Source organism: Geodermatophilus sp. URMC 65, assembly GCF_053502545.1.
The window spans coordinates 1,786,895-1,803,053 of the sequence record NZ_CP199954.1 but is presented as its reverse complement, the minus strand read 5'-3'; the positions used below and the strand labels follow the sequence as shown (position 1 = coordinate 1,803,053).

Genomic DNA, 16,159 nt, shown 5'->3' with positions numbered 1-16,159 from the left:
GCACCGGTCCCCGGTCGGGCTGCTGCCCGGCCGGGGACTCGTGCGTCGTGGGCGTCTCCGGGGGTCAGCGGCCGCGGCCGGCCATCGACCGGGCCCACGCGGCCACGCCGCGCAGGTCGGCGCGGACCACCGGCAGCGCAGCGGCTGCCCCGTAGACCGCCAGCCCGCCCATGACACCGGCTGCGATCCGCAGCACCGGGTGCGCTCCGGCGACCAGCTCGGTGCCCAGGAAGGACGCTCCGCCGGCCGCCACGGCGCACGCGCTGACCCGCAGGGCGCCGAGGAGCAGCGGCCGCACCGGGATCACGGTGACCCGGGAGAGCCACCACAGCGACAGCGGCCACTCGAGCACGGCCGCTGCGGCGTACCCGGCGGCCACGCCCACGACCCCCCAGCGGCTGCCGATGCCGATGCAGGCGGCGCTGAGCACCAGCGTCGCCACCGTGTAGCGCAGCAGGGCCCCGGACAGGCCGCGCGACAGGTAGACCCAGTTGCCGACGTAGGCGAGGGTCTGCGCGCTGCCGGCCACCGCCAGGAGCGCCAGGACCGGAGCCACCGCGGCCCAGCGGTCGCCCAGCACGAGGTCGACCAGCGGGACCGCCGCGCCCGCGCCCAGCGCCATGCCGGCCACCAGCGTGTAACCGAGGGCCAGCTGACCGCGGCGCAGGTACTCGCCGGAGCGCGCCGGGTCCTCCTGCAGCCGCGCCAGCACCGGGATCGCCACGTTGCTCGCGGGGGCGCGGACCTGGTTGAGCGGGTTCATCAGCAGCTGGTAGCCGCGGTTGTAGACCCCCAGCGCGGCCGGCCCGGCCCACAGCCCGAGGGCGATGTTGTCCAGGTTGTTGCCGAGGTAGTAGACGAGCTGGGTACCGGTGACCCCGCCGCCGAAGCGCAGGAACGGGCGCAGGCCGGCGCCGCGCTGCGGCCGGCCGGGCAGCCAGCGGGCCAGCGCGACGGCCGTGACCAGGACGACGGCGCCCTGGGTGAGCTGCTGGGCGACCAGGGCCCAGTACCCGGCACCGAGGGTCGCGGTGACGACCGCGGTGGTGAGCGCGAGCACCTGGGCCAGTACGTCGGTACTGGCCAGCGCGCCGAAGCGCAGGTCGCGCGTGAGCCCGGCCCGGTACTGCGCCACCAGCCCGTTGAGCAGGAACGTGACCGCCAGGAGGCGGATCACCGGTACCAGCTGCGGCTCGCCGAAGGTGGCGGCCACCGGCTCGGCGGCGAGGACGGCCGCCAGTGCCAGGACGACGCCGGCAGCGGTGTTGAGCCAGAACAACCCGTCCCGCTGGAGCCGGCTGAGCGAGGGAGCGCGGATGGCCGCGGTGGACAGACCGAGGTCGCGGACGACCTCGCCGATGCCCACGACGACCAGGCCGATGGCGAACAGGCCGTAGTCGCGAGGGTCCAGCAGGCGGGCGAGCACGGTGACCGAGGCCAGCTGCAGCAGGATGCGCGCGCCCTGGCCGGCCAGGGTCACCCCGGCGCCGCGGGCGGCGACGCGGCCGAGGCCGTCCCCGGTGCCGGTCGGACCGGGGGGCGGACCCGCGTCGGGGGACGGCAGGACGACGGCCCGCGCGCCGCCGTCGTCAGCGGACGACGACACGGTCCCGCTCCTGCGCTCCGGCCGGGGCCGGGGCCGGGGCGGCGGCGGGCACCGGCCCGACGGCCGGGGAGCGGGGCGCGGCGGCCGGCCGGGCGTACTCGCCGACGGTGTAACCGAAGGCCCCGACGACCAGGCCGGCGTAGCTCGCCAGGGTGCTGGCCGCGCGGCCGCGGGCGCCGGCCCGGCCGGTCACCGTCGCAGCGGTCAGCGCGAGCAGCGCCTGCACCACGCGCACCGCCGCCTTGGCGACGACGCTGCCCCGGACCTGCCACCGACCGGCCCGGCCGGGGGCCAGCAGGACCTCCGCGCGGCTCCACGATCCGGCCGACCGGAAGCAGCGCCGCAGCACCCAGCGCCGGGTCAGCCGCTCGGCGGGGACGAACTCGACCGCCTCCGCCTCGTCACACCAGCGGATCTCCTCGCCGGCGTGCACCAGGGCGTGGGTGAAGAAGGTGTCCTCGCCCCCGACCAGGCCCAGCCGCTCGTCGAAGCGCAGCCCGAGCGCGCTGACCCGGTGCAGGTCCAGCAGCAGGTTGCCGGCGCCGGCGCCGCGCACCGACGTGCCGGTCGGCCGGGTCGGGCGGTCGAACACCCCGGTGCCCAGCACCCAGGGCTCGGCCGGGACGGCGAGCTGGGCGCCCACCGGCCCGGCCACCGCGGCGCAGCCCCAGTCGCGCCAGGCACCGACGATGGTGGCCAGCCAGTCCGGGCAGGGGTGCTCGTCGTCGTCGAAGAAGACCAGCACCTCGGCGTCCCCGGCCTCGGCCAGCGCCCGGTTGCGGCCCGCGGAGATGCCCGGCCGGGGCTCGTGCACGTACCGGACGCCCCGTCCGGCCCAGCCGAGGACGACGTCCGCGGCGCTGCCCCCGGGGTCGTTGTCCACGACGACGACCTCCGCCCGGGGCTCGACGGTCCCGGCCTGGGCGACCAGCTCGGCCAGCAGCGGGGGCAGCAGGTGCGTCCGCCGGTAGGTGAGCACGGCGACGACCGTGCCCCCCGGGATGCCGTCTCCTGACACGTCTTCCCCGTTTCCCGTCGGGACCGGCGCTCCGCCCGGTCCGCCGTTCCGTGTCCCACCCACCGCGCCGGCCGGGACCCCGGCCTCCGCCGCGTGGCGCCGGCGCGCGGTCACGCGGCGACCAGCGGCCGCGGCGGCGGCCCCGCCGGCTCGGCGTCGGCCGCCGGGTCGGGCGCACCGTCCCCCGTCTGGGGGCCACGGGCCAGGAGGAGGAGGCCGAGCGCCAGGGTGAGGGTGTCCACGTTGCTCGCCATCGGACCGAAGGGCAGGCCCCAGAGCGCCATCGGGACGGCCAGGCACACCAGCCCGGAGGCCTGTCGGCGCCGCAGCCGGTCGGCGAGCCCGATGACCACCAGGGCGCCCGTGGCGAGCCCCAGCAGCACACCGGCCGGCCCCAGCCCCGCCCACAGGTCCGCGACGATCGAGTGCAGCTGCACGCCGCCGTCGAGCATGTAGTTGCGGAGGTAGGAGTCGGCCGTCGGGATGTTGGTGACCGCGATCCCGGCCTCGCCGACGGCCACGTCCACGCTGTTGGGGACGGTGCCGAGGCCGAAGCCGAACGGGTGGACCTGCATCAGCGCCCAGGTGGCGGTCCACTCCGGCCGGCCCCCGAGGATCAGGGAGCCGGACTGCGCGATCTGGGTGGCCGTCCGCGCCTGGATCTCGGCACCGAGCGCCCCGGCGAGCATGAGCTCCCTGAGCAGCCAGTACCCGGCGGTGCCCAGCACACCGATCACCGGGAGCGCCAGCAGCTGCCGTCGCCGGGGGACGACGCGGTCCCGCCCGGGGCGCTGCTGCCAGAGGACCAGGGCGGCCGCCACCGCGCAGAACCCGAACGCGCTGCGGGCGTCGTGGGTGATGTCGAGCAGACCGAGGACGCCGAGGACCGCGACGGTGACCAGGGGCTTCCCCCAACGGGCGGCGAGCGCCATCCCGACGACCATCAGCGGGGAGGACAGCTGGAACTTCCAGATGTTCTCCGACCCGGACATCTCCGCGAGCTCGGTGCCCAGCATGGCCAGGCCGAAGGCGGTGCCCAGCACCGGGATCGGCAGCAGGCCGCGCGCCCAGAGCAGCACACCGACCCCGCCGACCGTGCCCAGGACCATGGCGGCGCGCACCACGGCCTCGTGCGGGGCGAACGCGTGGTCGGCGGCGTACGACCAGGCCAGCAGGGCCCCGCACAGCAGGCCCACGCCGGCCAGGACGACCAGCAGCGTCATGCCGTGGTAGCGCCGGACGACGGGGAGCCAGAGCGGCAGCAGGGCGACCGCCGCGAGCAGCCCGGCCGACAGACCCATCGGGAGGGGCTGCGTGAACCCGACCGCGGCGACGGCCAGCACCGCGGTCACCCGGGTGGCCACCGTGGCCGCACGACCCCCGCCGGCCGCCGGACGGCCGTCGAGCCGCCATGTCGCGTTCCCGCGGGTGCCGGCGCGCAGCCGGGCCCGCCACCCGGCTCCGGGTCGCAGCAGGCCGTCCACGACGACACCGGCGAGCGGCACCCCGGACGCGCGGACCGCGCCCAGCGTCGCCTCGAGCCGGCGGGCCGTGGTGGTCCGGCCGTCGGCGGCCACCAGTACGCCGTCGCACCGGCCGGCCGACGGCAGCGACCGCGGGTCATCGACCGCGACCACGTCCAGCCCCGGGGCGGTGAGCTCCCCGGCGAGCGGTGCTGCGCCAGCAGCCGCGCCGACAACCGCGATCCGCCGTCCCTCCTCGTCGCCGGTGGCGGACCGCAGGGCCCACCGCAGCCGCGCCACCTCCTCCGCGCGCTGCGGGGCGTCACCGGTCCTGCGCCGCGCCCTCGCCGGACGGCGTCCCGGGGGCGGGCCGTCCGCGGGCAGCACGCCGAGCACCGGTGCCGTCGTCAGCCGGGCCACGTCGCCGCGTCCGCGGACGCGCGGGCGGGCCAGCTCGGCCAGGCCGGCGACGAGTCCGGCCACGCCGGCGCCCGCGACCGCACCGAGCACGGCCAGGACGGTCACCGACCGGGACGCGGGGACGGCTCCCGCGGCGTCCCGCACGAGGGTCACGGACAGCATCGGCCCGTCGGTCCCGGAGAAGAGCAGGCCGGCGCGCCGCCGGACCTCGGCCCCGACGGCCTCCGCCACGGCGGCGGCCTCGGTGGGGGTCGCCCGGGTCACCGCGACGTGCAGGACGGCCACGTCGTCGTCGGTCGCCACGTCGAGGTCGCCCGCCAGCGCGGCCGGGGAGTCGGGCAGCCCGAGGGTGTCGGCCACCTCGCCGAGCACCGACGCCGAGGTCGCCAGCTCGGCGACCGACGGCAGCACCGTCGTCCGGACCTCGGCGGCGGAGGACGGGTCCTGCTCCTCCTCCACGAGGGCGGCGTCCACGTACAGCGTGACGTCGGCCTGGTAGGCGGCCGGGGACAGCAGGCCGACGGTGACGGCGAGGAGCACGCCGACAGCACCGGCCGCCACCACCCAGACCCACCGGCCGGCGATCGCCCGTGCGTAGTCCCTCAACTCCATGGTCAGCCCCCTTCCTGACGTCCGGCGGACATCTTGGCCCGCGTTCCGGGCCGTTCCGCCGGTCCGGACCGGATCCGAGCCCGCGCATGACCCCATCGGGTGGCTTCCGGGCCGGGGCGCCGTCCGTCAGCCGTCCGCAGCAGCACACTCACTGCCAGTGAGGCCCCGACCGCCGGACGACCGGGTGGGGGCCGGTCCGGCGGGCGGCGGGCACCCGCTCCCGCTCGCGTGCACAGATGGAGGAGAGTCAGGCGTGAACACCAGAGGGCCGTTGCACGTGCTCCGTCGGCGGTGGATCTCGATCCTCGTCGTGACCGTCGTCGGGCTGCTCGGCGGCCTGGGGTACGCCTGGAGCGCGCCGGTCACCTACCAGGCGAAGGCGGGCGCCTTCTTCTCCCTGGTCTCCGGCAGCTCCGCCTCCGACCTGGTGCAGGGCTCGACCTACGCGCAGAACCAGGTGGAGTCCTTCGCCCAGCTCGCGACGACGCCGGAGGTCCTCCAGCCGGTCATCGACTCCCTCCGCCTCACCATGACCCCGGCCGACCTGGCCGACCGGGTGCAGGCCACCGTGCCGACGAGCACGGTGATCGTCGAGGTCACCGTGACCGACGGCTCGCCCGAGCGCAGCGCCACGCTCGCCAACGCGGTGATCTCCTCCCTCTCCGACGTCGTGGAACGCATCGCGCCCAAGGACGCCGCGGGCAACGCCACCGTCGTCGCCACGACGGTGGCCCCTGCCGAGGTGCCGGCCGAGCCGGCCTCGCCCAACGTGCCGCTGGCCCTGGCCGCCGGGCTCGTCGTCGGCCTGCTGGCCGGTCTGGGGCTGGCCTGGCTGCGGGAGGCCCTGGACACCCGGGTCCGCGACGCGGAGGTGGTGTCCGAGCTGACCGACCTCCCGGTCGTCGGCAGCGTGCCGGCCTGGTCGGCGGGCACCGGCCGGGTCGTGGTCGCCGCAGCGCCGCACAGCCCGCCGGCGGAGAGCTTCCGCCAGCTGCGGACCAACCTGCAGTTCCTGCGCGTCGCCGACGACGGCTCTGCCGCAGTGGGGGTGGGCGGCCACGTCGTGGCCGTCACCTCGTCGCTGTCGGCCGAGGGCAAGTCCACCGTCGCGGCGAACCTGGCCGTGACCCTCGCGGAGACCGGCGCCCGGGTCCTCCTGGTGGACGCCGACCTGCGCCGCCCGGCGGTCGCCGACGTCCTCGGCATCGAGGGCGGCGTCGGGCTGACCACGGTGCTGGCCGGGCTGGCCGAGGTGGACGACGTCGTCCAGGACTGGGGCTCGGCAGGCCTGCGCGTGCTGCCGTCGGGGGCGGTGCCGCCGAACCCGGCGGAGCTGCTGGGCTCGCCGGCGATGCGACGCCTGCTCGCGGACCTGCGTGTGCGGTACGACCACGTGGTCGTGGACACCACGCCCGTGCTCCCGGTGGCCGACGCCAGCGTGCTGTCCCGGGTCGTCGACGGTGTGGTCGTGGTGGCCAACGCCCGTCGGGTCCGGCGTCGTCAGCTGGTCCAGGGGCTGGGCGACCTGGACCAGGTCTCGGCCCGCGTCCTGGGCGTCGTCCTCAACCAGGTCCGCCGGGACGAGGAGTCGTACTCCTACGGGCGCAACGAGGGCGCCGCCGCGCCGGCTGCCCGGGTGCCGGACGCGCGCGCCACTCGGGCCGGCAAGCAGCCCGTCGGCTGAGCGTGGCCGCCACGGTGGTCCGGCCGCCCTTCCCGCTGCTGGTGGTGTGCACCGGCAACATCTGCCGCTCCCCGGCTGCGGAGCTGCTGCTCCGTGCGGGGCTGGGCGAGGACGCGGGGGTCGCCGTGTCCAGTGCGGGGCTCGCGGCGCGCGCCGGCGAACCCGTCGCCCCGGCCATGGCCCGGCTGCTGGCCGCCCGGGGCGTCGACCCGGGCGGCTTCGTCGCCCGCCAGCTGCAGCCCCCGGAGCTGCGCTCGACCGGGCTGGTGCTGACCATGACGGCCGCTCAGCGGTCGGCGGTGGTGACCCGTGCCCCGGCGACCGTCCGGCGGGCCTTCACCCTGCAGGAGTTCGCCGAGCTCGCCCGGCTGGCCGGCGACCTGCCGGAGGAGCAGCACCCCGCCGGCCGGCTCGCCGCCCTGGTCGCCGGGGCGCCTCGGCTGCGTGCGCTGCGCACCGGTGCCCGGGACGACGACGTCGAGGACCCCTACGGGCGGCCCGACGACGTCTTCGTCCGCGCCCTCACCCGGATCGAGGCCGCGGTCAAGGTGCTCCTCGACGTCCTCGCGATCCACTCCGGTGACGGTACGTCACCGGACGGCGGGATCCCTCCCCGGGCGGACTACGCACGTTCGGGTGGATGACCCCTCAGGGCGATGACCGTCCGTAGTCGCTCCTGGTGCACTGGACGGGATGACGCAGCACGTGCTGCCACGGGGGAGAAACGCACATGTCTCGAGTGATCGGGTACGCGCCGGGCGCGTACGACCTGTTCCACATCGGCCACCTCAACCTGCTCCGGCACGCCGCCCAGCAGTGCGACCACCTCATCGCCGGCGTCGTCTCCGACGAGATGCTCGTCCTGACCAAGGGGCGGGCGCCGGTGATCCCGCTGGCCGAGCGGATGGAGATCGTGCGCAGCCTGCGCATGGTCGACCAGGTCCATGCCGAGGTCGTCCCCGACAAGATCGACACCTGGCGCGAGGTCGGCTTCGACGTCATCTTCAAGGGCGACGACTGGCGCGGCACGGGGAAGGGCGACCGGCTGGAGCGGGACTTCGCCGCCGTCGGCGTCGAGGTCCGCTACTTCCCCTACACCGTGCACACCTCGAGCACGGCGCTGCGCCGGGCGCTCGTCGCGCTCGAGGGCGGCACGGCGGGTCGGGAGTCCCGCGGGACCCGGGGCACCGTGCTGGCCGGGGACGGCCGCCGGTGACCGTCCCGGCCGAGCAGCTGGCCGCTGACCGGCGGCGCCTGCGCATCCCGCCGGTGCTGATGTACCACTCGATCCGCCCGGCCGGCCGGCCCGACCCGCACCGGGTCCGGGTCACCCCGGACCGGCTCGACCGGCACCTGCGGCTGCTGCGCCGGCTCGGCTTGCGGGGCGTCTCGCTCGCCGAGCTGCTCGACGCCCAGCAGCGGGGTGCCGGGGCGGGGCTGGTCGGGCTCACGTTCGACGACGGGTACGCCGACTTCGTCGAGCACGCGGTCCCCGTCCTCGCCCGGCACGGGATGACCGCCACCCTCTACGTGGTGGCCGGGCTCCTCGGCGGGCAGAACGCGTGGGACGACGGTCCGCGGCTGCACCTGCTCGATGCCGACGGCGTGCGGGCCGTGGCCGCGGCCGGCCACGAGGTCGGCAGCCACACCCTCACCCACGCCGACCTGCGGGGTGCGGACGCGGCCGCCCTCGAGCGCGAGGTCGCCGGCAGCCGCCGGGTGCTCGAGGACGTGCTCCAGGCCGAGGTGCCCGGCTTCTGCTACCCGTGGGGCTACTTCGACGCGGCCGCCGCCGACGCGGTCCGCGCAGCGGGGTACGACCACGCCTGCGTGACCGGCGACTTCCTGCCCGGGGACCGCTTCACCCTGCCGCGCTCCTACGTCGCCCCGGGCGACGGCGCACCGCACCTGCTGGCCAGACTCGCCCGGCACTCGCTGCGCATGCGCGGCGTCCCCTCCGCGGTCTGAGCTGCCCGACGGCCGCGCCGGGTGGCACGGGTCGGACTAACCTGGAGGAACGGCCCCCCGCGCACCCGGCGCGACGTGTGCGGCCACCGGACTCCAGGAGCGACCTCTCGTGACCCTCCGCGGCGTGCTCGACGTCGTCCTCACCGACCCCGGCATGGCCCGTGTCGTGGCCGCCGCAGGGAACGCCGAGCTGGCGGTCACCGCGCCGCCGTCCGTGCAGCCGCTGGTCGTCGCGGCGCTCGCCGCGAAGCGGGGTGGGGCAGGGGTGCCCGTCCTCGTCGTCACGGCGGGGGAGCGGGACGCCGACGCCGTCGCCGACCAGCTGCGCTGCTTCCTGCCCGACCGGCGCACCGAGGTCTTCCCGGCCTGGGAGACGCTGCCGCACGAGCGGCTCTCCCCCCGGGCGGACACCGTGGGCCGCCGGCTCGCGGTGCTGCGCGACCTGACACATCCGGGGGTCAACGGGGTGGTCGACGTGCTCGTCGCGCCGGTGCGCAGCGTGCTGCAGCCGCTCGCCCCCGGGCTGGGCGACCTCGTGCCGGTCGAGCTGCGACCCGGGGACACCGCCGAGCTGGACGACGTCGCGCGCGCCCTGGCCGACGCCGCCTACACCCGCGTGGAGCTGGTGGAGAAGCGCGGCGAGTTCGCCGTCCGCGGTGGCCTGCTCGACGTCTTCCCGCCCACCGAACCGCACCCGGTCCGGGTGGAGTTCTGGGGCGACGAGGTCGACGAGCTGCGCTACTTCTCCGCGGCCGACCAGCGCTCCCTCGACGAGCGCCCGGAGCGGCTGTGGGCCCCGCCGTGCCGCGAGCTGCTGCTCACCGACGAGGTGCGGGCCCGCGCGGCCGAGCTGGCGCACCTGCACCCGGGCCTGCTCGACGTCCTCGGCAAGCTCGCCGAGGGCATCGCCGTCGAGGGCATGGAGTCGCTGACCCCGGCCCTGATCGAAGGCGACCTCCAGCTCCTCACCGACCTGGTGCCCGCCGGCACCCACGTGCTGGTGTGCGACCCCGAGCGGGTGCGCAGCCGCGCCGCGGACCTGGTGCGCACCGCCGAGGAGTTCCTCGCCGCGTCGTGGGCGACCGCCGCCGAGGCGGGCGAGGCCCCGCTGGACCTGGGCGCCTCGTCGTTCCGGTCCCTGGAGGACGTCGAGACCGCCGCGCGCGGCCGCGGCCTGCCGTGGTGGGGCACCGGCGCCTTCACGCTGCAGAGCGAGGACGACGACACCCACGTCACCCTGGACGCGACGACGGTCGACCGCTTCGCCGGCGACGTCCCGCGCGCGATCGAGCAGCTGCGCACCTGGTCCCGCGACGGCTGGCGGGTGGTGGTGACCTTCGCCGGTCCCGGCCCCGCGCAGCGCGCCACCGACCAGTTCACCGAGGCCGACCTCGGCGCGCGGCTGGTCCCGGACATCGCGACGGCACCCGAGCCGCGGCTGACCCACGTCACACAGGGCAGCCTGGACGCCGGCTTCGCCTTCCCCGGCGTCGGCCTGGCGCTGCTCACCGAGCACGACCTCACCGGGCAGCGCGGCACCTCGATGCGCGACTCGGTGAAGATGCCCGCGCGCCGGCGCAACGCCGTCGACCTGGTCCAGCTGCAGCCCGGGGACCTCGTCGTCCACGAGCACCACGGCATCGGCCGCTACATCGAGATGGTCAGCCGCACCGTCAACGGCGGGCAGCGCGACTACCTCATCGTCGAGTACGCGCCCAGCAAGCGGAACCAGCCGCCGGACCGGTTGTTCGTGCCCACCGACGCCCTCGACCAGCTGACCCGCTACGTCGGCGGCGAGGCCCCGGCGCTGTCCAAGCTCGGCGGCGCGGACTGGCAGAAGACCAAGGGCCAGGCGCGCAAGGCGGTCAAGCAGATCGCCGCCGAGCTGATCCGGCTGTACTCGGCGCGGATGGCGACCAGGGGCCACGCGTTCGGCCCGGACACCGTCTGGCAGCGCGAGCTCGAGGACGCCTTCCCGTTCCACGAGACCCCCGACCAGCTCGCCGCGATCGACGAGGTCAAGGTCGACATGATGAACCCGGTCCCGATGGACCGGATCATCTGCGGCGACGTCGGCTACGGGAAGACCGAGATCGCGGTGCGGGCGGCCTTCAAGGCGGTGCAGGACGGCAAGCAGGTCGCCGTCCTGGTGCCGACGACGCTGCTGGCCAACCAGCACTTCAAGACCTTCTCCGAGCGTTTCGCGCAGTTCCCCGTGACGGTGAAGGTGCTGTCCCGCTTCCAGTCCGACGCCGAGACGCGGCAGCTCCTGGCGCAGCTCGCCGACGGCACGATCGACGTGCTCGTCGGCACCCACCGGCTGCTGCAGCCCACCACCCGGTGGAAGGACCTGGGCCTGGTCATCGTCGACGAGGAGCAGCGCTTCGGCGTCGAGCACAAGGAGTACCTGAAGACCATGCGGACGGCGGTCGACGTCCTGTCGATGTCGGCGACCCCGATCCCGCGCACGCTGGAGATGTCGCTGACCGGCATCCGCGAGATGTCGACGATCCTCACCCCGCCCGAGGAGCGGCACCCGGTGCTGACCTACGTGGGCGCCTGGGACGACAAGCAGATGGCCGCCGCGATCCGCCGCGAGCTGCTGCGCGACGGCCAGGTCTTCGTGATCCACAACCGGGTGCAGTCGATCGACAAGGCCGCGGCGAAGATCCGCAACCTGGTGCCCGAGGCCCGGGTCGCGGTCGGCCACGGGCAGATGAAGGAGCACGAGCTCGAGCGGATCATGGTCGGCTTCTGGGAGAAGGAGTACGACGTCCTGGTCGCGACGACGATCGTCGAGTCCGGCCTGGACATCCCGAACGCCAACACCCTGATCGTCGACCGGGCCGACACCTTCGGCCTCTCCCAGCTGCACCAGATCCGAGGGCGGGTCGGCCGCGGCCGGGAGCGGGCGTACGCCTACTTCACCTACGACCCCACGCGGCCGCTGACCGAGACCTCGGTCGACCGGCTGACCACCATCGCGCACAACACCGACCTCGGCGCCGGCATGGCGGTGGCCATGAAGGACCTGGAGATCCGCGGGTCGGGCAACCTGCTCGGCGGCGAGCAGTCCGGGCACATCGCCGGCGTCGGGTTCGACCTGTACGTGCGGCTGGTCGGCGAGGCGGTCACCGACTACCGGGCGCAGCTCAACGGGGAGGAGCCGCCGGCCGAGCCGGCCGACGTCCGGGTGGACCTGCCGGTCGACGCGCACCTGCCGCACGACTACGTGCCCGGTGAGCGGCTGCGGATGGAGGCCTACCGCAAGGTGGCCTCGGTGCAGTCCGACGAGCAGGCGCAGGCCGTGCTCGACGAGCTCACCGACCGCTACGGCACCCCGCCGGCGCCGGTGCTCAACCTGCTCGCCGTGGCGCGCTTCCGGGCTGCCGTCCGGCAGTGGGGGATCACCGAGGTGTCCATGCAGGGCCGGGCGATCCGGATCTCACCGGTCCGGCTGCCGGAGTCCAGGCAGATGCGGCTGGCCCGGCTGGCCGACGGCGCGACCTACAAGTCCGCCGTCGACACCATCTCGCTCAAGGTGCCGGTCGGCCCGGACCGGCGCACGCCGCTGCGCGACGTCGCCCTGCTGGACCACCTGCACTCGCTGCTCGCCGCGCTGCTCGAGCAGCCGGTGGCCGCCTGAGGGAGGGCCCCGTCCCCACCCCTCGCCAGCTCGGGGCGGGACCCGGGACGGGGCCGACTCCGGTCAACGCAGCGCGGCGGAGACCCGGGCGGCGAGCGTGCCCACGTGCTGCTCGCTGAGCATGCCCACCCGGTCGTCGTCGACGTCGCCGTGGTGGCCGGGCACGACGACCACGGCGAGGTCCCGGGCGACCCGCCGCCAGGCGGACAGGGTCCCGCGGACGGTGGGCCGTGAACCCTCGGCGAGGAAGAAGGTCACCGGGGCGCTGACCGGCCCGGGCCGGAAGGCCTCGCCGACCGCCTCGGACCGGGCGAAGAACGCCAGCTCCGGGTCCGCGACCGCGGCCGCCGAGGGGGCCGGACCGGTGGGGGGCGAGGGGCGCAGCCGGTTCCGCAGTGCCGCTGCCGCGCGGCCGGACAGCAGGGTGCGCAGCCGCCCGAGCCAGCGCTGGGCGGCGAGCTCGCGGCGGCCCAGCGCCGCCCGGGGCGGGCGGACGTCGAGCAGCCCCAGCCAGGCGACCGGCTCGCCGTCCGCCTCCAGGGACGTCGCCATCGCGGCCGCGACCAGACCGCCGAAGGAGTAGCCGACCAGGCTGTAGGGCCCCTCCGGCTGCACCTCGCGCAGCTGGGTCAGCGCGCGGGCGGCGACCTCCTCGATCGCCCAGTGCCCCCCGTCCGGACCGGTCAGCCGCGGCTGCAGGCCCAGCACCGGCCGGTCGGTCGCCAGCCGGCGCACCAGCCCGGCGTAGAGGTTCAGCTGGCCCCAGGCGTCGGCGACCAGGACGACCGGCCGACCCGTCCCGGCGCGCAGCACCGCCACGCCGCCGTCCTCGTAGGGGGTCGCGGCGGCCACGGCCCGGGCCAGGCCCCGCGGCGTGGGCTCGTCGGCGAACACCTGCAGCGGCACGTCGGCGCCCAGGTCCAGCCGGACCCGCCGCAGCAGGCTCAGCACCTGCCGGGAGGTCCCGCCCAGGTCGCCGAAGTCGTCGTCGGGACCGATGCCCCCGGTCTGCAGCACCTCGCCCCACAGCGCGGTGACCGCCTGCAGCAGCGGGTCGCCGTCGTCCGCCGCGGAGGTGCCCACGGCGGCACCGGCGGCGGCCACGGCCACCCGGATCGCCTCGAGGCAGCCGGGGGAGCGCAGCGCGTCGGCGTTGGCCACCGGGTCGCCGTTCACCGCGTCGCGGGCGGCCCGCTCGGAGCGCTTGCCGTTGTGGGTCACCGGCAGCTCCGGGACGGCGACCACCAGCGCCGGCACGTGCGCGGACGAGGCCTGCTCCCGCAGCCGGCGGCGGATCGTCCGGTCCAGTCCGCCGGAGAGCACCGCCCCCCCGCGCAGCACGACGAGCAGCACCATCCGCGTCGCCCCGGGCCGGTCGGGGTCGCGCTGCTCGACGGCCATGGCATCGGCGACCTCGGGCAGCCCCCGCAGCACGGTGTAGATCTCGCTCGGCCCGATGCGGACGCCGTCGATGTTGAGGACGCCGTCGGAGCGCCCGTGCAGCCGGGCCGAGCCATCGGCGTCGAACTCGATCAGGTCGCCGTGGGTCCACATCCCCGGGTGCTCGGCGAAGTAGGAGGCGTGGAAGCGGGCGCCGTCCGGGTCGCGGAGGAACCCGACCGGGCGGGAGGGGAAGGCGTTGCGGCAGACCAGCTCGCCGACGGCGCCGACGACCTCGGTCCCGTCCTCGTCGACCGCGGCCACGTCCAGCCCGAGGCTGCGGACCTGGCTGCGGCCGCGGCGCACCGGCGCCTCCGGGCTGCCCAGCACGAAGCAGCCGATGATGTCGGTGCCGCCGGAGATCGACTGCAGCGGCACCGGGCCGACGTGCTCGGCGACCCAGTCGAACTGCCAGTCGTGCAGGACCGCGCCGGTCGACAGCACCGCGCGCACGCGGGACAGGTCGACCTGGGCGGCCGGTCGGTAGCCGGCGTCCTGGCACAGCTGCAGGTAGGCCGGGCTGGTGCCGAAGACGGTCACCCCGTGCGCGGCGACCAGCTCCCACAGCGTCTCCGGACCGGTGACCGGGCCGTCGTAGGTGACCACGTGCGCGCCCACCGCCAGCGCCGACAGCTGCCAGTTCCACATCATCCAGGCGGTGGTGGTGTGGAAGTACAGCGTGTCCGCCGGCGTCAGGTCGCCGTGCAACCGGTGTTCCTTGACGTGCTCGAGGAGCGTGCCGCCCGCGCCGTGCACCATCGCCTTCGGCGGGCCGGTGGTCCCCGAGGAGAACATCACGAACAGCGGTTGGTCGAAGGGCCGCCGCTCCCACGCCGGTGCCGGGCCGGCCCCGTCGACGAGGTCGGCCAGCCGGTCCGCGGGCAGCGTCCCCCCGGGCAGCGGCAGGTCGTCGAGGACGACGAGCCCCCGCGCGGTGGGCAGGCCGGCGACCAGGGCGTCCGCCGTCGCCCCGCCCATGGCGGCGCGGTCGAGGACGAGCAGCGCCGGCTCCACCTGCTCGAAGCGCCCGAGCAGGGCCGCGGCGCCCATGTCCGGGGCGGCGGTGGAGACCGCGGCGCCCAGGGCCGCGGCGGCCAGCGCCACCACGATCGTCCGGGCGTCGTGCGGGGCCACCAGCACCAGCCGGTCCCCGGACCGCAGCCCCGCCGCTGCCAGCGCGGCCGCCGTGGCCCGGACCTGCTCGCGCAGTTGCCCGCGGGTGAGGGTGTCGGCGGGCCGTCCGGCGTGCATGGCGGTGACCGCGGGGGCGTCGTCCGTGACGCCGGGCAGGGTCCGCAGCAGCGCCTCGGCGTAGTTCAGCCGGACGTCGGGGAAGAACCGCGCGCTCTCGACGTCCCCGTCGGTGCGGACGACGTCGGCCGAGCCGGACCACGGCAGCTCCGTCCACTCCAGCAGCGTGCGCCAGAAGACCTCCGGCCGGTCCACGGAGAAGGCGTGCAGGGCGCCGGGCGCGTCCAGCGCGGCGCCGGCCGCGTCCTCGCAGCGGGCCCGGAACAGCGCGAGCTGCGGGACGGTGGGGGCGAGCGTCATCTACGGGTCTCCTCGTCGGGGGCGGTGGCGAGGCTGGCCACCCATCCGTCAGGCACGGGCACGTCCCGGACCGTCCAGCCGGCCACCGTGCCCTCAGCGCGCCCGATGACGGTGACCGTGGCCGCCGGGTCGTCGCGCAGGCCGGTGCCGCGGGCCTTGAGGACGGCCTCCTTCTGGGTCCAGGCGCGGGTCACCGCGAGCGGTCGGGCGGGCTCCGGGAGGGCGGTGAGCGCCTGCTGCTCGGTGCGGTCCAGCCAGCCCTCGTCGAGGACGTCGGGCGTCCACGGGGCCAGACGCTCCAGATCCACACCCACCCGGCAGCCACGGCCGACGGCGACGATCCCGAGCGGGCCACTGGCCGAGCAGCTGGCGTCCACGGCGGTGGCCGCCGGCAGCTGCGGGCGGCCCGTGGCGGTGGCGGTGAGGGGCACACCGGCGGGGCCGGTGCCCAGCTCGGCGGCGAGGGCGGTGCGCAGGGCGGCGCGCAGCAGCACCCGGCGCCGGTGGACCGCGGGGGTGCCGCGCCGCGCGCAGGCCAGCTCGGCGGGGCTCAGCACCGCCAGGGCGAGGGCCAGCTCGTCGTCTGCCGCGGCCAGGTCGACGAGCCGGACGACGACGTCCGCCCGCGGCTCGCAGGACGACGAGGGAGCGGACGGCGGCATGCCGCGATGCTGGCAGCCGGGTGCTCCGGGCGGATCCCTCGTCGGGGGGAGGGGCCGGTGCGGACACCCTCCTGGGCTATCGGCTCCTG

The 16,159-nt window shown here is 76.2% G+C and carries 10 protein-coding genes; 5 read left to right on the top strand and 5 right to left on the bottom strand.

Annotated features, from left to right (window positions below; all coding sequences use genetic code 11):
* Positions 1-64: 64 nt before the first annotated feature.
* From ACWIX7_RS08710 to ACWIX7_RS08700, 3 genes are all read right to left on the bottom strand, one after another.
* Positions 65-1,606 carry a lipopolysaccharide biosynthesis protein gene (locus ACWIX7_RS08710; RefSeq protein ID WP_448621148.1) on the bottom strand — a complete coding sequence of 514 codons (1,542 nt, stop codon included), beginning with the start codon at positions 1,604-1,606 and terminating at the stop codon, positions 65-67.
* Positions 1,590-2,585, bottom strand: a complete 996-nt coding sequence (locus ACWIX7_RS08705; protein WP_448621147.1) for a glycosyltransferase family 2 protein — start codon at positions 2,583-2,585, stop codon at positions 1,590-1,592. Before ACWIX7_RS08705 ends, ACWIX7_RS08710 begins: the two co-directional genes overlap by 17 nt.
* 149 nt (positions 2,586-2,734) lie before the next feature.
* Entirely contained in the window at positions 2,735-5,119 is a 2,385-nt protein-coding gene (locus ACWIX7_RS08700) for a hypothetical protein (protein WP_448621146.1), read from the bottom strand.
* A gap of 253 nt (positions 5,120-5,372) precedes the next feature.
* Here ACWIX7_RS08700 and ACWIX7_RS08695 point away from each other — a divergent pair, with 253 nt between their 5' ends.
* The 5 genes from ACWIX7_RS08695 to mfd all read left to right on the top strand — a co-directional run bounded on the left by ACWIX7_RS08695 (position 5,373) and on the right by mfd (position 12,417).
* A complete protein-coding gene (locus ACWIX7_RS08695) occupies positions 5,373-6,803 on the top strand; it encodes a polysaccharide biosynthesis tyrosine autokinase (RefSeq protein ID WP_448621145.1) in 1,431 nt (476 codons plus the stop codon).
* Positions 6,804-6,805: 2 nt separating this feature from the next.
* Positions 6,806-7,447 carry an arsenate reductase/protein-tyrosine-phosphatase family protein gene (locus ACWIX7_RS08690; RefSeq protein WP_448621144.1) on the top strand — a complete coding sequence of 214 codons (642 nt, stop codon included), beginning with the start codon at positions 6,806-6,808 and terminating at the stop codon, positions 7,445-7,447.
* Between the two features lie 86 nt (positions 7,448-7,533).
* The gene (locus ACWIX7_RS08685; protein WP_448621143.1) at positions 7,534-8,019 is read left to right on the top strand and encodes an adenylyltransferase/cytidyltransferase family protein; all 486 of its coding nucleotides are present in this window, start codon (positions 7,534-7,536) and stop codon (positions 8,017-8,019) included.
* Positions 8,016-8,771: a polysaccharide deacetylase family protein gene (locus ACWIX7_RS08680; RefSeq protein WP_448621142.1), complete on the top strand. Its 756-nt coding sequence runs from the start codon at positions 8,016-8,018 to the stop codon at positions 8,769-8,771. Before ACWIX7_RS08685 ends, ACWIX7_RS08680 begins: the two co-directional genes overlap by 4 nt.
* A 109-nt stretch (positions 8,772-8,880) precedes the next feature.
* Positions 8,881-12,417, top strand: coding sequence for a transcription-repair coupling factor (mfd, locus tag ACWIX7_RS08675; protein ID WP_448621141.1), 3,537 nt, complete (start codon positions 8,881-8,883; stop codon positions 12,415-12,417).
* 63 nt (positions 12,418-12,480) lie between these two features.
* Here the strand turns inward: mfd and ACWIX7_RS08670 are convergent, their stop codons facing one another.
* Positions 12,481-15,408 carry an acetoacetate--CoA ligase gene (locus ACWIX7_RS08670; protein WP_448621140.1) on the bottom strand — a complete coding sequence of 976 codons (2,928 nt, stop codon included), beginning with the start codon at positions 15,406-15,408 and terminating at the stop codon, positions 12,481-12,483.
* Positions 15,405-16,070, bottom strand: coding sequence for a 4'-phosphopantetheinyl transferase family protein (locus ACWIX7_RS08665; RefSeq protein ID WP_448621139.1), 666 nt, complete (start codon positions 16,068-16,070; stop codon positions 15,405-15,407). Before ACWIX7_RS08665 ends, ACWIX7_RS08670 begins: the two co-directional genes overlap by 4 nt.
* Positions 16,071-16,159 lie beyond the last annotated feature (89 nt).